Here is a 16398-nt window from a genome sequence, read left to right as displayed (position 1 = left end):
GCGGTCGTGCGCTTGTCCGCGCACGCAAATGGCCGCGGCTCGAAAGCCGCGGCCATGAAGAGAAGTGGGGTGCTTATCCGTGCTGGTAAGCCACCAGCGAGATGCCCACGTAGTGCACCGTGAACGCGGCCAGGGTCAGCGAGTGGAAGACCTCGTGGAAGCCGAAGAAGCGCGGGGAGGGGTTGGGGCGCTTGATGCCGTAGATCACGCCGCCCGCGCTGTAGAGCAGTCCGCCCACGATCACCAGGACCAGGACGGCGATGCCGCCCGTCCGCAGGAAGTCCGGCAGGTAGAAGACGGCCGCCCAGCCCATCGCGATGTAACAGGGGGTGTAGAGCCAGCGCGGCGCGCCGACCCAGAAGACCCGGAAGAGGATGCCGGCCACCGCCGCGCCCCAGACGCCCCAGAGCAGCCACTGCCCCTTGGAGTCGGGCAGGAGCAGCATCGTCAGTGGGGTGTACGTGCCCGCGATGATCAGGAAGATGTTGGCGTGGTCGAGTCTGCGCAGCACGCCGTCCGCGCGCGGGCTCCAGGTGCCCCGGTGGTAGATCGCGCTCACTCCGAAGAGCAGGCATGCCGTCAGGACGTAGATCCCGCAGGCGATCCGCGCGCGTGTGGAGTCCGTGAGCGCCAGGAGCGCGATGCCGGAGACGAGCACGGCGGGGAACATGCCCGCGTGCAGCCAGCCGCGCATCTTCGGCTTCACTTCTTCGAGCACGGACGAGTCGGAGCCGGAGGCCGAGTCGCGGCTGGTGTCCTGGGTGTTCGTGATCGCGTCAGGGACGGGAGCGGTCATGAGGAGAATCGTACCTACGCAACCGTAAGTTAGGCATCAGTCATGGGGGAACCGTGGCGCACAAGTGGCGATGCTCACGGTGATACCCGAGCGTACAAGTGACGGATTCGCGCACAGGAGGCCGCCCGGGCGAGTGGCGATGCTCACGCCGCTCATGTGGGGGGCCCTCTGGACATATGCGCGGAAGCGTCGGATGATCAAATGAGTGCGGTCGGCACCGGATGAGCGCCAGAGGGAACAACACGTGAAGCGTCCGGGTCGCAGCCCCCACGGGGCAACAAACCTATAAACCCCTCATATAGGAGCAATCGTGGCGCGCGACATCGCGGCTCCCCTTCTCTCTGAGTCCCTGGGCACCGTTCCCACCAACCACCAGGACCTCGTCTCCTGGGTGAGCGAGATCGCCGAACTGACGCAGCCGGACAGCGTGGTCTGGTGCGACGGATCCGAGGCTGAGTACGAGCGCCTGTGCGAGGAGCTCGTCGCCAAGGGCACCTTCAAGAAGCTCGACCCGATCAAGCGCCCGAACTCGTACTACGCGGCCTCCGACCCGACCGACGTCGCACGCGTCGAGGACCGCACCTTCATCTGCTCGGAGAAGGAAGAGGACGCAGGCCCGACGAACCACTGGAAGGCCCCCGCCGAGATGCGGGAGATCTTCACGGGCAGCGACGGCAAGGGGGGCGTCTTCCGTGGCTCGATGCGCGGCCGCACGATGTACGTCGTGCCGTTCTGCATGGGCCCGGTCGGCTCGCCGCTGTCCGCGATCGGAGTCGAGATCACCGACTCGGCGTATGTCGCCGTCTCCATGCGCACCATGACCCGCATGGGTCAGGCGGTCCTGGACGAGCTCGGTGAGGACGGCTTCTTCGTCAAGGCGGTCCACACGCTCGGCGCGCCGCTCGAGGCGGGCGAGGCCGACGTGTCGTGGCCCTGCAACTCCACGAAGTACATCTCGCACTTCCCCGAGGACCGCGAGATCTGGTCGTACGGCTCGGGCTACGGCGGCAACGCCCTGCTCGGCAAGAAGTGCTACGCCCTGCGCATCGCCTCCGTCATGGCGCGCGACGAGGGCTGGCTCGCCGAGCACATGCTGATCCTCAAGCTCACGCCCCCGCAGGGCGAGAGCAAGTACGTCGCGGCCGCGTTCCCGAGCGCCTGCGGCAAGACCAACCTCGCCATGCTGGAGCCGACGGTCCGCGGCTGGACGGTCGAGACCATCGGCGACGACATCGCCTGGATGCGCTTCGGCGAGGACGGCCGGCTCTACGCGATCAACCCCGAGGCCGGTTTCTTCGGCGTCGCGCCCGGCACCGGCGAGCACACCAACGCCAACGCCATGAAGACCCTGTGGGGCAACTCGGTCTTCACGAACGTCGCGCTCACCGACGACAACGACGTCTGGTGGGAGGGCATGACGGAGGAGACTCCCGCCCACCTCACCGACTGGAAGGGCAACGACTGGACCCCGGAGTCGGGCGTCCCCGCGGCCCACCCGAACGCCCGCTTCACCACGCCCGCATCGCAGTGCCCGATCATCGCGCCCGAGTGGGAGGACCCCAAGGGCGTGCCGATCTCGGCGATCCTCTTCGGCGGCCGTCGTGCCAGCGCGGTGCCGCTGGTGACGGAGTCCTTCAACTGGCAGCACGGCGTCTTCCTCGGCGCGAACGTGGCGAGCGAGAAGACCGCCGCGGCCGAGGGCAAGGTCGGCGAGCTGCGCCGCGACCCGTTCGCCATGCTGCCGTTCTGCGGCTACAACATGGGCGACTACATGGCCCACTGGGTCAAGGTCGGCGCGGACAAGCCCGACCAGTCGAAGCTCCCGAAGATCTACTACGTGAACTGGTTCCGCAAGAACGCCGAAGGCAAGTTCGTGTGGCCTGGCTTCGGCGAGAACAGCCGCGTCCTGAAGTGGATCGTCGACCGCCTCGACGGCAAGGCGGAGGGCGTCGAGACCCCCATCGGCATCCTGCCGACGGTGGACTCGCTGGACACCGAGGGCCTTGAACTGGCCACCTCTGACCTGGAGTTCCTCCTCACGGTCGACAAGGAGGTCTGGCGCGACGAGGCCTCGCTGGTCCCCGAGCACCTGAACACCTTCGGCGACCACACGCCCAAGGAGCTGTGGGACGAGTACCGCGCCCTGGTGCAGCGTCTCGGCTGACATCCCGCGCATTCCGGAAGGGCCCCGCACAACGGCGTGCGGGGCCCTTCCGCACATTCGATACCTTGCCTTCACACGGTCCTCACATGTTTCAATGACCCCACAGGGCGGCCCGCTGATCATCCCGGGCCGTCAACAGAGCCTGTGGGGGGACAAGTTGAAGAAGTCTCAGCGGTTAAGACGTGTGACGGGCATCGCTCTCGCGGCGGCGCTCGGCTCGGCGGGTCTCGTCGCCGTCGCCACGCCCGCCGCGTACGCAGCCACTCCCTCGGACGAGGTGGCGAAGCTGCCGATCTCCTCCTTCGGGGCGATGGTCGTGGACGACGCTCACGAGCGGGTCTACGTCACCGAAGGAAACATGAGCGGCAGTGGGGCGAGCGCCGTCCTGGTCTACAACTTCGAGGGGCAGCGCGTCGGTTCGCTCGCCACCGACCAGCCGGCGTCCGGCATGGCGCTCAGCGCGGACGGCGCGACGCTGCACGTGTCGCAGTCCAACAGCATCCTGGCGTTCGACACGGCGACACAGGCCAGGACCGGCGCCGCGAACACGCCCTACAACGTCACCTGCGGCCGTGAGGTGGCCGTCGCGGGCGGCAAGACGTGGTTCACGGAGACGCCGTACACCGGCGGCTCGTACTGCGACAGGCCCGACAACGTCGCCCTGTTGTACGGGGTCAGCGGCACCTCCTCGGTCAACACCGGCTGGAACAGCGAGGGGCGGCTGAAGATCGAGTCCGGACCCGGGGCCCCGGACCGGCTCGTGATGGGGCAGGCGGGCGCGAACAATGCGGCCAACGCGTTCGTCGCCACCTTTGACGCGAGCGGCGCCAACCTGGTGCGAGGCCCGCAGCGGCGCTTCGCCGACGCCGAGGGCAAGGGCGCGCTCGACCTGAAGGACCTCGCCCAGAGCGCCGACGGCAAGCGGATCGCCGTCGCCGACGCGGCGTACGGTACCCGGCTGCTCGACGCCTCCGACCTGGCGGACGCCCCGGTCGGCTACCAGCCGCTGCCGACGGGCGCGAAGGCCTCGGCGGTGGCGTTCAGCGGCGACGGAAAGTACGTGGCGCGCGGTGCGGACGCCTCGGGTAGCGTGTCCGACCTGTTGATCCAGCCCGCCGACCCGGCGGACGGCACCACCACGATGGAGTTCGCCTTCGAGGGGGAGCTCGACGGCTCGCGGGTCGTGCCGCGCGGCCTCGACTGGTCCAAGGACGGCTCGCGGCTCTTCGCGGTGACCACGGACGGCTACGGCCACTGGCTGCACATCATCCAGCCCCCCGCCGCCCAGCACGACTCGCGCTTCACGGGCACCCTGAGCACCACGCCCGCCAAGCCCGTGGTCGGCGAACCGCTCGGCATCCGCGGCAAGCTGGAGCTCGACGGGCCCGCGCCCGCGGAGCCGGTGAAGGTGGAGGCGGTCCGCAAGGACGCGGACGGCACGACGGACGTGGCGGCGGCCAAGGTCGCGGCCGACGGCAGCTTCACCGTCCTGGACGTGCCGGACCGGCTCGGCGATGCGACGTACACGCTGCGGTTCCTCGGCGATGTCACGCACCGCCCCGCCGAGGACGTCACGGTCACCGTCGACGTGGCGAAGGCACCGACGGCGATCGAGCTGACGGCTCCCGCAGAGGCGACCCGCGCGGGCGGTGTCGAGATCACCGGGAAGCTGACCGGCCAGGGGCGTGCGCTGCCCTCCGGGATCAGCCTGAAGGTGATCCGCACGGACCGGTTCGGCACGACGGGTGAACTGACGTCGGCATCGGTCGCGGCCGACGGCACGTTCAAGGTCAGGGATCTGCCGAGCAAGCGCGGCAGGACGGTCTACGCCGTCAGCTACGAGGGCGACGCCCTGCACGAGGGCTCGTCGGCCGAGGCGACGGTGCGGGTGATCAGCTAGCCGGGTAGATGGCACCCGGTCCGAACGCCTCGAGGGCGTTCGGACCGGGGCCGTTCATGGGCCGTGCCCCGAAGGGGCGCGGGGCTGTGACACGTGCGGCTCCGCCGCGTGGGCGCGCCCAGCCACGACGCACCCGCAGCCGCGCAAGCAGCCTGAGCGGCAGCTCAGTGGGCGCCCACCAGCCGGGCCGCGCCAGCGTGCGCATCCATACGCCGCGCAGCGAGAATCGCCGCCGCGGTGTCGGCGCGGGACGCGGCCACCACCAGGGCGCGGCCCGCGAGGGCGTGGGCGCGCTGGTGCAGGGCGGTGAGGTGCGGTTCGTGGATCGCGGTCACCACGGCCGAGCGGACGGGCACGAGGCCTCCGCGCAGCCGGGCCACCTCGGACGCGAGCTGCTCGGCGGCGTCGTCCAGATCGGTGGCGGGCGCGAGGGCGCGCAGCTCGTCCGTGACGGCGAGGAGCGCCGCCAGGTGCGCGGCGAGCTGGATGTCCAGCTCCTCCTCGCGGGAGCGGTGCGGGAAGTCGCCGGGGTCGGCCATGGCGTGGACCGACTTGGTGCGGATCGGCTCGTACATGGGATGGCCTCCAGGCGGGTAGCTTGAAGCCCATCCTAGCTTAGATTCTGTCTAAAGTTGAGTCGGGTCGCCCTTGGGTGCCTATGGCTGGCTGTAGCCGTCCAGGAAGTTGCCGATCCGGGTCACGGCCTCGGTCAGATCCGTCGCCGTGGGCAGCGTGACGACCCGGAAGTGATCCGGTTCGGGCCAGTTGAAGCCGGTGCCGTGGACGACCATGATCTTCTCGGCCCGGAGCAGGTCGAGCACCAGCCGGCGGTCGTCCTTGATCTTGAAGACCTTCGGGTCGAGCCGCGGGAAGAGGTAGAGCGACCCCTTGGGCTTCACGCAGCTCACACCGGGGATCTGCGTGAGCAGGTCGTACGCGGTGTCGCGCTGCTCCACGAGCCGGCCGCCCGGCAGTACGAGGTCATTGATGGTCTGCCGCCCGCTGAGTGCGGCGACCACGCCGTGCTGGCCCGGCATGTTCGCGCACAGGCGCATGTTCGCGAGGATCGTCAGGCCCTCGATGTACGAGGACGCGTGCGCCTTCGGCCCCGAGATGGCCACCCAGCCGACGCGGTAACCGGCCACCCGGTACGCCTTCGACATGCCGTTGAAGGTGAGCGTGAGGAGGTCGGGCGCGATGGACGCGGTGGGGGTGTGGACCGCGTCGTCGTAGAGGATCTTGTCGTAGATCTCGTCCGAGCAGACCAGGAGATTGTGGCGCCGGGCGATGTCGGTCAGGCCGCGCAGCATGTCCTCGCTGTACACGGCGCCCGTCGGGTTGTTCGGGTTGATGATCACGAGCGCCTTGGTGCGGTCGGTCACCTTGCGCTCGATGTCGGCGAGGTCCGGCATCCAGTCCGCCTGCTCGTCACAGCGGTAATGCACGGCCGTGCCGCCGGAGAGCGAGACCGCGGCCGTCCACAGCGGATAGTCCGGCGCCGGTACGAGGACCTCGTCGCCGTCGTCGAGCAGGCCCTGCATGGCCATGACGATCAGCTCGGAGACGCCGTTGCCGATGAAGACGTGCTCGACGTCGGTCTCGATGCCCAGGGTCTGGTTGTGCATGACCACCGCGCGGCGGGCGGCGAGCAGGCCCTTCGCGTCGCCGTAGCCGTGCGCGTCGCCGACGTTGCGGAGGATGTCCTCGAGGATCTCGGGCGGGCACTCGAACCCGAAGGCGGCGGGGTTGCCGGTGTTGAGCTTGAGGATGCGGTGGCCCGCAGCTTCCAGCCGCATCGCCTCCTCGAGCACCGGGCCCCGGATCTCGTAACAGACGTTGGCGAGCTTCGTCGACTGGATGACCTGCATGGCCGCGAGCTTACGGCCGCGTCACGAGGCCCGCCTCGTGTTTTCCGCCACGTCGGGCCCGTGCGTGTCCTCTCAGCGGTCAGTTGTGTCCGTTTGCGGTCTTGTTCTCGCGGCGGAGTACCTCAACAATGCGCATGACAAAACCGAAGCAACTTCGGTCACATGGTCACCAGAGGGGACCCCCCACATGAACAAGCCTCTCGTCGGTGCGTGCTTCGCCGTGCTCTTCCTCGGAGCGACGGCGGCGCCCGCTGCGGCGGTCAGTGTCGAACGCCCTGCCAAGCCGAAGGCGGTTGACTTCGCGGGCACCGTGGCGCTGAGCAACTGTTCCGGCTCCGTCGTCCGCGTGCCGGACTCGCAGCCCGGCGACCCGGCGCTCGTGATGTCCAACGGCCACTGCCTGGAGAGCGGCTTCCCGGCGCCCGGTGAGGTCGTCGTCGACAAGCCGTCCTCGCGCAGCTTCACCCTGCTCGACTCCAGCGGCGGCGACGCCGGAACGGTCAAGGCGAGCAAGATCGCCTACGGGACGATGACCGACACGGACCTCTCGCTCTACGAACTCACCAGCACCTACAGCGAGATCGAGAGCAAGTTCGGCATCAAGGCGCTCGAACTGAACGCGGCGCACCCGGAGCAGGGGAAGGCGATCACTGTCGTCTCCGGCTACTGGAAGAAAATGTACAAGTGCAGCATCGACGGCTTCGCGTACCGCCTCAAGGAGGGGAACTGGACCTGGAAGGACTCGGTCCGCTACACCCCCGACTGCCAGACGATCGGCGGCACTTCGGGCTCGCCGGTGGTCGATGACGCGACCGGCAAGGTCGTCGCCGTCAACAACACCGGCAACGAGAGCGGCGAGGAGTGCACGGACAACAACCCGTGCGAGGTTGACGAGAACGGCAAGGTGACGGTCCGCGAGGGCATCAACTACGCCCAGCAGACGTACGGCGTCGTGCCGTGCGTGGCACCCGGCAACACGATCGACCTGAGCCGCGAGGGCTGTGAACTGCCCAAGTAGTGATGTGAGTTGAGGTGGCCCCGGGCGGTACGGGCGGGTCGGCGGCCCGTACCGCATCGTGGGTGGAACGCAAGGGTTCACACCTCTTGTCCGTGTGCACGGAGCCCCCGAAGAATGCCCATGACAACACCACAGGGCACAGCTACAAGGGGGGGCACCACACATGCAGAAGGCTCTCGCGGGCGGCTTACTCGCCCTCACCCTCGTAGGGTTCGGCTCCGCGCCGGCGATCGCGGCTCCGGACAGCGCACCGTCGACGGGGGTGGCAGGGGAGGCCGCGGCGAAAGGCGTCGACTTCGCCGGGACCGTCGCGCTCAGCAATTGTTCGGGCTCCGTCGTCCGCGTGCCGCAGTCGAAGGCGGACGACCCCGCGCTCGTCCTATCCAACGGCCACTGCCTGGAGAGCGGATTCCCGGCGGCGGGCGAAGTCATCGTCGACCAGCCGTCCACCCGCACCTTCAAGCTGCTCGACGCCAAGGGCGCGGAGAAGGCGACACTCACGGCGAGCAAGGTCTCGTACGCGACGATGACCGACACGGACATCTCGCTGTACCAACTCACCACCAGCTACGCCGACATCAAGAAGAAGTACGGCATCAAGGCGCTGGAGATCGAGGACGACCACCCGGTCAAGAAGCGGGCCATCACGGTCGTCTCCGGGTACTGGAAAGAGACGTACACCTGCAAGATCGACGGGTTCGCGTACCGGCTCAAGGAGGGTGAGTGGACCTGGAAGGACTCCGTCCGCTACACCCCCGAGTGCCAGACCATCGGCGGTACTTCGGGCTCACCGGTGATCGACCACAAGACCGGCAAGGTCACCGCCGTCAACAACACGGGGAACGAGGCGGGCGAGCGCTGCACCCTCGACAACCCGTGTGAGGTCGACCGGCACGGCAACGTGACGGTCCGCGAGGGCATCAACTACGCACAGCAGACGTACGGGATCGTGCCCTGCGTCGGACACGACAGCAAGATCGACCTCGGCCGGAAGGGCTGCAAGCTGCCGCGTCCGGCCGCCGCCCAGAGGTAGCGGGTTCGCCCCTCACGGCGTACGCGGCCCCCATCCCCGTCGGTGACGGGGATGGGGGCCGTCCGTCGTCAGTCCTGGAGGGTCTCACCGAAGCGTGAGCCGGTCGCGAGGCCGAAGTCGGCTGAGCTGAGGGACTTGGAACCGGAGCCGGTGAGGCCGGACGACGTGCCCGGCAGGGTCCACAGGCCACCGCTGCGGTTGTTCTCGAAGGAGGCCGTCACCGCCAGGTCGCCCTTGCCGTTCTTGTCGTAGTCGGCGATCCGGACCCGTGCACCGAAGAGGTCCCCGGTCTCGGCGGCGCCCGGAACTCCGGCAGTGTCCTGGGAAACGCGCACGACCCCGGACTGCGAGACACCGGAGGCGGAACCGCGGAACACGGTCACGTCACCGGCGTTGTCCAGGTCGCCGAGCTGTTCGCCGTTGGCGCCGACCACCAGTTCGGCCTTGCCGTCGCCGGTGATGTCACCGATCGCCACCGAGGCTCCCCAGTTGTCGCCGTCCTCGTTGGCGCCGGGCACACCGGCACTGTTCTGGTGCAGGGTCACCGGGTCGCCGAAGCCCGTCAGGCTGCCGAGGCGGACGGTGACATAGCCGGAGCCGTTGCTGGGGTCGTCGACGGAGAAGAAGTCGGGCCAGGTCAGGGAAGTGGCCATGTCGTCGAAGCCGTCGCCGTTGATGTCGCCGAGAGCGACGGCGGTGTCTCCGTCGTCCACGCGCTGGATGCGGTTCGGGCGGCCCTCCTGGCCCGTGAAGATGTCAGTGCCCGGACGCCCGGTGCCCGCGTCGCCGGTCACCGCCAGGTCGTCCCTGCCGTCCCCGTTGACATCGCCCACGGCGGCCTCCGTGTACCGGAGACCCGCGCCAGGGACCGTGAGGGTGTACGTAGGCACTGGCTTGCTCGCCCGGTCGAAGCCGCCCTTGTACACGACGACCCCGCCCGGCTCGATCACCGCGAGGTCCGCGCCGCTGTCGCCGGTGAAGTCCCCCACCGCGACGTCGTAGCCGTGGGCCTGCCACTGCTGCGGATTCTCCACGGTGGTCGTGGTGCTGCTGGTGAACGGCTTGGTGCCACCCCACAGGATGGTGACGCTGCCCTGGCCCTCATAGGCCTCCACGTCCTCGCCGTCGGCGCCCACGACGAGATCCGCGTACCCATCACCGTCGAGGTCGCCGCTGGCGATCGACATCCCGAAATGGTCACTGTCCTCGGGCGTACCCGGCACTCCCGCGGAGCTCTGAGTGAGTGAGGCCTTGCCGGTGGTGGCCGGACCGTCGGCCGTCCCGAAAGCCACGACCACCTCACCTGCGGCCTCCGCCCCGCCGACGGTCTTGTACGGCGCGCCGACCGCGATGTCCCGGTGCCCGTCGCCGTTGAAGTCGTCGGCGAGCCCGGCAGGAGCAGCGGCCGCCGAAGCCACCGGGCCGACGACGAGAAGACCACCGGTCAGCGCGGTGACGGCCGCGGTGGCAATGACGGTGCGGAAAGGCAGGGGCATGAAGGTTCACTCCTTGGAGCTGTGCTGGACGGTGCCAAAGACAATCCAAGGAGTCGAAGGGTTGTACGAGACGGGTGGTACGAATGCGTGGCGGGGGGCCGCGCCATCAGAAAAGGCGCTCGGATCCCGTGTCCCGGAGCTCGGCCGTGAACAGGGCCCACGCGGTGGCCGGGACGGTGAAGGTGGGGCTTGCTTCGCCGAGCTTTGAGTCGCGGATGTGGATGGTGTGGGGGCAGGTGGCTATCTCTACGCAGGCGCTGCCTTCGCTGTCGCTGTAGCTGGACTTGTGCCATTCCAGGGCTACTTCTACGCAATTTCCGCCCTGGCTGTCGCTGTAGCTGGACTTGAACCAGGCAAGCTGGTCGCTCATAGCTCCTCCGCCAGTTTCCTGATGAACTCCGCCGACTCCTCAGCGCTGAGGGCTTGCATTCGGATCATGCCATGGAGCTGTGTCAGTGAACTGACCTTGGCTGGATCGGCGTAGAGGGCGCTGGTCTCCTGCCCTTCGATGTAGGCGTAATGCTCATGGTCGGGGGTTTCCAGTAGCGCCAGCGAACCATTGAGCGCCAGGCCAGGACAACGACCCATCGGCAGCATCTGAACCGACGTGTTCCGCAACTCTCCAGCCGCCAGGAGGTGTTGAAGCTGACGCTTCATGGCAGCCCGGTCGCCCACCCAGGTCCGCAACGCAGCCTCGTACACCACGAAACCGAAGACCACGGACGGCCGCGCCCGCAGCGCCTCCTGCCTGCGCAGCCGCGCGTTCACCCGCTCCTCGACGGTCTCGTCGTCCAGCGGCGGGCAGCTCTCACTGATGAGCGCCCGTGCGTACTCCTCGGTCTGCAACAGGCCCGGGATCAGCAGCGGCTCGTACGAATGGATCGCGATGGCTTCGGCCTCCGCCTGCATGTACTCCTGCGACCGCGCCGGAAACGGCTCCGGCTTCAGATAGTCCTGCGCAGACAGCAACAGCCCGTGCGCATCGCACATTTCATCCGCGATCTGGAGCAGTCGCAGCGTCGGCTTGCGGCGGCCGTTCTCCATCGACTTCACGTACTCGTAGTGATAGCCGGTCTCGTTGCACAGCTCCTCGCGGGTGGTTCCCGCCTGTTCACGCCACCGCTTGACCTGATTGCCGCAGTAACGCCAGGCCATCGGCGGCTGGGAGTTCACCTCGGTCATCGCGCCCGCCCCTCTGGTGCACGGTGGGTACGGTTACGTTCTGTACCCGCGTCGATACTCCAGAAGGCTATGCCCGGCCCGGCAGCGTATGAGGCATGGAACGCACAACTTCCCCTCTCCCGAGGGAGTTTGAGTGGCGGCTGCCGCGAGGCCCGCGCAGTGTCGGCCGGGCGCGCTCGCTGCTCGCCGAGCAGGCGCGGGCCTGGAAGGTCCCGGACGACGTGGCGGACACGGCCGTACTGCTGCTCAGCGAGCTGATGACCAACGCCGTACGGCATGGGCGGGCCCCGGCGGGGCGTGAGGTGGGGGCACGGTGCGTGCTGGACGGGAGCGTCTTCCGGGTGGAGGTGGCGGACGCGAGTGGCGTGCTGCCGTGTCCGAGGGAGGCGGGGCCGGGCGATGAGTCGGGGCGGGGCCTTGCCCTGGTGGAGCTGCTGGCCGACGCGTGGGGGTCGTACTCCCGGCCGTACGGGATCGGCAAGACGGTGTGGATCGAGCTGGCGCTGCCCGGGGCAGAACCGGACGGGGCGCCACCCGGTGACGGCGGCCCGCTCCGGTGAGACGTTGCCCGAGGCTGGGGTGGGTGCCCCGGGGCTTTGTTGGGCCGGTGGCTTTGCTTGGTACCGGGGCCGCCCGGTTGTCCTGAGGTTGGCGGTTCCGGGCCGGGTGTAAAGGGCGCTCCTGCGTCGCGTCGGCTGCGCCGATTGCGCTTCGCTTCACCCTTGACACCCGTCCCTCCACCGCGCGAGGGAAGACGACCGGACGGCCCGAGGGGCGGGACTCTCGACCACTGCCGTGGGCCCATCCGGCTTTCCTGCCGGGTGCGGACTGGTTCTTCCGGCGTGACCGTCACGGGCAGAAGGCGGGCGCCCGGTCCGCAGCCGCTCCGGGAATGGGCACAGGCCTCGTCAAGCGTCTACCGACCGGATCTCCCGGGGCGGCCGCCACGCATACGGCGCCACGGCGCTGCTCAAGTGGGGCTGGAGCAGGCCGAGTTGCCGGTTGGGCGAGTGCGGTGCGGGCGGTCTGACTCGCCACGGCACGCAAGTGCGGTGCTGAGGGCGCATGGGGCCTCCGGGCCAGACCCCGGTGCTACGTGTGTCGGGAGGGACTCGCGGCCAACGACGCCCCTGGCGGTTGACGGGGTGAGCGGCTGGGGGGTCCGGCACCTAATTCCGAGAAGGCGCGTTACGCAACGCGCGCGCCCCCCTTCTGCCAGAACACAACTTTGCGAAAGTAGGTGCGCCGCCGAGCGACTGGCAGAAAAGTCCCGCCAAACCGGCGGACTGTGCGTGGTGGCGTGGAACATTTCTGCCAACTGCCCCTCGCGCCCCTGTCCGTGACCGCCCTCCCGGAAGATCCGGTCGGTAGCCGCTTGACGAGACCGGCATCCGCCCCCGGAGCGGCTGCGGACCGGGCGTCCGCCCCTTCTCCCCGTGACGGTCACGCCGGAAGATCCGGTCCGCGCCCGACAGTCAGCCCCCAGGGCCTCACGGCCCTGGTCGAGAGTCCCGCCCCTCGGGCCGTCCGGTCGTCTTCCCTCGCGCGGTGGAGGGGCGGGTGTCAAGGGTGGCCCGAAGGGTCATCGGCGCAGCCGACGCGACCGAAGGGAGCGCCCTTTACACCCGGCCCGCAACCGCCAACCTCGGGACACCGGATGGCCCCGGCACGCAGCAAGGCCGCAGGCACCGCGAAGCCTCCCGGCTCGGCGGCGCAGGACCGCCGGCCACGAAGTGTGACCGCCAAGGACAATCGGCGTCTCGCGTTCGGGGGCCGAGCCCCCGCCACCTAGGGAGTCCGGCGCACCGACCGCCCCGCGAGGACGTCCGTGCGCCGCCCGTCCTCCATCACGAACCTGCCGTCGATCAGGACGTGCGGGATGCCCGTCGGCAGGGTGCGGGGAGCGTCGAAGGTCGATCCCGCAGCGACCGTCTCAGGGTCGAAGAGGACCAGGTCGGCGCGGTAGCCCTCGCGGACGACGCCCCGGTCGGCGAGGCGGAGGCGGGCCGCCGGGCGTCCGGTGAGGTGGGCGACGCACTCTTCGAGGGTGAGCACGCCGAGTTCGCGTACGTAGCGGCCGAGGTACTGCGGGAACGTGCCGTACGCGCGCGGGTGCGGCTTGAAGCCCTGGAGGATGCCGTCGCTGCCGCCGGTGTGCACGGGGTGGCGCATGATCGCCCGGACGTTCTCCTCGTGGCCGACGTGCTGGAGGATCGTCGAGCCCAGCTTGTCGTTGATGAGGAGGCGGCGGGCGGTGATCCAGGGGGCCTCGCCGCGCTGGGCCGCGGACTCGGCGACCGTCTTGCCCACGCAGGACGCGAGACCGGGATCGCTCACGCCGGAGATCTCGATCTTGTCCCACTCGATCGGTACGCCGTGACAGCCGTCGGCGCCGATGACCTCCATGTGGTGGCGGATCTTCTCGGCGGTCTCGTCGTCCTTGAGCCGGGCCAGGATCGAGTCGGGCCCGCCCTCGCTCGCCCAACTGGGCAGCATGGCCACCAGAGTTGTGCAGCCGGGGGTGTAGGGGTACGTGTCGAGGGTGATGTCGGCGCCGCCCGCGAGCGCGTCGTCGAGGAGGGCGAGGAGGTCGGGCGCCTTGCCCTTGTTCACGCCGAAGTTCATGGTGGCGTGCGCGAGGTGGAGCGGACAGTTCGCGGTGCGCGTGAGGTTCACCATCTCCTCGTACGCCTGGAGGGCGCCTGCGCCGTAACTGCGGTGGTGGGGGCAGTAGTAGCCGTTGAACCGGGCCACCACCTTGCAGAGCTCGGTGAGTTCGGAGTCGTCGGCGTACATGCCGGGGGTGTAGGTGAGCCCGGAGGACATCCCCACGGCCCCCTGCTCCATCCCCTCCGCGACGAGCTGCTTCATCCGCTCGACCTCGGCGGGCGTCGCCGGGCGGTCGTCCCAGCCGACCGCGTACATACGGACGGTGCCCTGCGGGATGAGGTAGGCCGCGTTCACGGCGGTGCCCTGCCGGTCGAGGCGGTCCAGGTACTCGCCGACGGTGCGCCAGTCGAAGTCGATGTCGCTGCCGTCGCCGTTCCAGCCGGTGATGGCCTGGCGGACCTGGGCCAGGGTGCGGTCGTCGACGGGGGCGTAACTGAGACCGTCCTGACCGATGACCTCCAGGGTCACGCCCTGGGCGGCCTTCGCGCTGTGGTCCGGGTCGCGGAGGAGGGCGAGGTCGCTGTGGGCGTGCATGTCGATGAAACCGGGGGCGAGGGCCAGGCCGTGGGCCTCGATGGTGCGGGCCCCCGTGGGGCGGGGGCCCGCGTCCCCCTCCCGGTGGATCGTGGCGATCCTGCCCTCGCGTACGCCGACGTCGGCTCGGTAGGAGGCACCTCCGGTGCCGTCTATGACGCGGGTGTCCCGGATGACCAGGTCCATGGGAGGTGCCTCTCTCTTCGCTTGGCTGCTGGGTAATCGGGTGGGTGGGAGGGCTAGAAGTAGGTACGGATGTAGTCCGTGACCGTGCCGTCCGCCTCGACCAGAGGGATCAGCTGCCACTTGTCGAAGGACGTGCAGGGGTGGGACAACCCCATGCCCACCCAGTCGCCCACGGCGAGATCCGCCTCCGGGGTCGTCCGGACCCACCCGTGCTGGTCGGAGAGGCCCGTCACCGTGACGCCCGTCGCGGGCCGGTCGACCCCGCCCCGGTGGACGACCTGCGCCTCGGGCAGGTCGATGTCGTACGCCGCGTCCCGCTTCCCCGCGTTCGTGAACGCCTGCTCCGGCGTGGGCCGGGACACCACCTGCGCCCAGAGGCGGAACGCGGGGTGCAGCGCGCCCTCGTCCGGGACACGGTTGAACGGCGTCAAGTGACGGTAGTGGCCGTCGTCGTGCGAGACGTACGCGCCCGAACGCAGCAACTTCAGGACGGGCGCCGACAGTTCGGGGATCTGGGCGAAGACGTCCGCCACCGCGTCGAACCACGCGCTGCCGCCCGCGCTGACGACGACCTCGTCCAGGTCCGCGAACCGGTTCGCCTTGTCGAACTCGACCGCGAGCGCGGTGAGCCGCTCGAGCCAGGCCCGCACGCGCTCGGGCGTCGCGTCCGGCACCTCGCCCTCGTACCCGGCGACACCCACCAGACGCAGCGTGTCCGCCGCCGCGACCGCGTTGGCGATCTCGACGCACTCGGCCTCGGTACGCACACCGGTGCGCGCCCCTTCGCCCGCGCCGAGCTCCACCACGACGTCGACGGGACGCGTCGCGCCCGCCTCGCGCAGAGCGGCGTCCATCAGGGCGACGCCGGGTACGGAGTCGACGTAGCAGATGAAGCGGAAGGAGGGGTCCGCGTCCAGCTCGGACGCGATCCAGCGCAGCGCCGCCGCGTCCACCAGCTCATTGGCGAGGAAGATCCGCTCCACGCCGTAGGCCCGCGCCACCCGCACCTGATGCGGCACGGCCAGGGTGATGCCCCACGCGCCGCGCTCCATCTGCCGCGCGAAGAGCTGCGGAGCCATGGACGTCTTGCCGTGCGGCGCGAAGGCGAGGCCGTGCCGCTCGGAGTACGTCTCCATCAGCGCGAGGTTGTGCTCCAGGCGCTCGGCGGAGAGGGCGAGGACGGGCGTGGTGAAGCCGTCCGTGAAGAGGTTCCGGCGCTGGGCCGCGAGCTCGCCGACCGTCAGGCCCTCCGCGTCCGGCGGGAGGCCCTTGAAGCGGTGGTCGACCCGCTCTTGTGCGAGCCGGTCGAGCTCCCGGGCAGCACGTCCGGCGGAGTGGTCTGCGGCGTTGTCGGCGGCCATGGCGCCTCCTCGAAAAGGTGCGTTGCATGATATGCAACGGTCATTGCGTATGTCGCTTACTGCTGTCTAACATCCGAGCCAACGCCGGGTCAACGGATCCGGACAGTCGGTTGGAGGGCAGAAAGATCGTGACCGCAGAGGCCGCAAACGCCGCAGAGGCTGCAAGCGCCGCAGAGGCCGCGCAGGCAGC

At 69.3% G+C, this 16398-nt stretch carries 13 protein-coding genes; 5 read left to right on the top strand and 8 right to left on the bottom strand.

Annotated features, from left to right (window positions below):
• Nucleotides 1-73: 73 nt before the first annotated feature.
• Nucleotides 74-796 (bottom strand): PAQR family membrane homeostasis protein TrhA, encoded by a 723-nt coding sequence (gene trhA / locus ABD378_RS23660; protein WP_344523422.1) that lies wholly within the window; start codon nucleotides 794-796, stop codon nucleotides 74-76.
• Between the two features lie 310 nt (nucleotides 797-1106).
• Between trhA and ABD378_RS23655 the strand changes: the two genes are divergently transcribed.
• Together ABD378_RS23655 and ABD378_RS23650 are read left to right on the top strand one after the other, a co-directional pair.
• The gene (locus tag ABD378_RS23655; protein ID WP_344523420.1) at nucleotides 1107-2960 is read left to right on the top strand and encodes a phosphoenolpyruvate carboxykinase (GTP); all 1854 of its coding nucleotides are present in this window, start codon (nucleotides 1107-1109) and stop codon (nucleotides 2958-2960) included.
• A gap of 94 nt (nucleotides 2961-3054) precedes the next feature.
• On the top strand, nucleotides 3055-4860 hold the full coding sequence (locus ABD378_RS23650) for a WD40 repeat domain-containing protein (protein WP_344523418.1): 1806 nt from the start codon (nucleotides 3055-3057) through the stop codon (nucleotides 4858-4860).
• Between the two features lie 164 nt (nucleotides 4861-5024).
• Here ABD378_RS23650 and ABD378_RS23645 read toward each other — a convergent pair whose 3' ends face one another.
• Both ABD378_RS23645 and ABD378_RS23640 read right to left on the bottom strand, forming a co-directional pair.
• A complete protein-coding gene (locus ABD378_RS23645; RefSeq protein ID WP_344523416.1) occupies nucleotides 5025-5435 on the bottom strand; it encodes an SCO4983 family protein in 411 nt (136 codons plus the stop codon).
• 81 nt (nucleotides 5436-5516) lie between these two features.
• Nucleotides 5517-6728, bottom strand: a complete 1212-nt coding sequence (locus ABD378_RS23640; RefSeq protein WP_344523414.1) for a pyridoxal phosphate-dependent aminotransferase — start codon at nucleotides 6726-6728, stop codon at nucleotides 5517-5519.
• A 187-nt stretch (nucleotides 6729-6915) separates the two neighbouring features.
• Here ABD378_RS23640 and ABD378_RS23635 point away from each other — a divergent pair, with 187 nt between their 5' ends.
• Both ABD378_RS23635 and ABD378_RS23630 read left to right on the top strand, forming a co-directional pair.
• Complete coding sequence (locus ABD378_RS23635; protein ID WP_344523412.1) at nucleotides 6916-7746, top strand: S1 family peptidase; 831 nt, start codon at nucleotides 6916-6918, stop codon at nucleotides 7744-7746.
• A 163-nt stretch (nucleotides 7747-7909) separates the two neighbouring features.
• On the top strand, nucleotides 7910-8779 hold the full coding sequence (locus tag ABD378_RS23630) for a trypsin-like peptidase domain-containing protein (protein WP_344523410.1): 870 nt from the start codon (nucleotides 7910-7912) through the stop codon (nucleotides 8777-8779).
• 68 nt (nucleotides 8780-8847) lie between these two features.
• On the opposite strand, the gene ABD378_RS23625 is transcribed toward ABD378_RS23630, so the two are convergent.
• The 3 genes from ABD378_RS23625 to ABD378_RS23615 form a co-directional block, all read right to left on the bottom strand.
• The gene (locus ABD378_RS23625; protein ID WP_344523408.1) at nucleotides 8848-10275 is read right to left on the bottom strand and encodes an FG-GAP-like repeat-containing protein; all 1428 of its coding nucleotides are present in this window, start codon (nucleotides 10273-10275) and stop codon (nucleotides 8848-8850) included.
• 106 nt (nucleotides 10276-10381) lie between these two features.
• Nucleotides 10382-10645, bottom strand: coding sequence for a DUF397 domain-containing protein (locus ABD378_RS23620; RefSeq protein ID WP_344523406.1), 264 nt, complete (start codon nucleotides 10643-10645; stop codon nucleotides 10382-10384).
• The gene (locus ABD378_RS23615) at nucleotides 10642-11457 is read right to left on the bottom strand and encodes a helix-turn-helix domain-containing protein (protein ID WP_344523404.1); all 816 of its coding nucleotides are present in this window, start codon (nucleotides 11455-11457) and stop codon (nucleotides 10642-10644) included. The genes ABD378_RS23620 and ABD378_RS23615 overlap by 4 nt, the downstream gene beginning before the upstream one ends.
• Nucleotides 11458-11552: 95 nt before the next feature.
• Here ABD378_RS23615 and ABD378_RS23610 point away from each other — a divergent pair, with 95 nt between their 5' ends.
• Nucleotides 11553-12017 carry an ATP-binding protein gene (locus ABD378_RS23610; protein ID WP_344523402.1) on the top strand — a complete coding sequence of 155 codons (465 nt, stop codon included), beginning with the start codon at nucleotides 11553-11555 and terminating at the stop codon, nucleotides 12015-12017.
• 1228 nt (nucleotides 12018-13245) lie between these two features.
• Here the strand turns inward: ABD378_RS23610 and ABD378_RS23605 are convergent.
• Together ABD378_RS23605 and ABD378_RS23600 are read right to left on the bottom strand one after the other, a co-directional pair.
• Nucleotides 13246-14847: an N-acyl-D-amino-acid deacylase family protein gene (locus ABD378_RS23605; RefSeq protein WP_344523400.1), complete on the bottom strand. Its 1602-nt coding sequence runs from the start codon at nucleotides 14845-14847 to the stop codon at nucleotides 13246-13248.
• Nucleotides 14848-14900: 53 nt separating this feature from the next.
• Entirely contained in the window at nucleotides 14901-16208 is a 1308-nt protein-coding gene (locus ABD378_RS23600; RefSeq protein ID WP_344523398.1) for an amino acid deaminase, read from the bottom strand.
• Between the last annotated feature and the right edge of the window lie 190 nt (nucleotides 16209-16398).

This window comes from Streptomyces rectiviolaceus, from assembly GCF_039533825.1.
Taxonomy (GTDB): domain Bacteria; phylum Actinomycetota; class Actinomycetes; order Streptomycetales; family Streptomycetaceae; genus Streptomyces; species Streptomyces rectiviolaceus.
The sequence above is the reverse complement of the archived record's forward strand: the minus strand, read 5'-3'. Positions and strand labels throughout refer to the sequence as shown.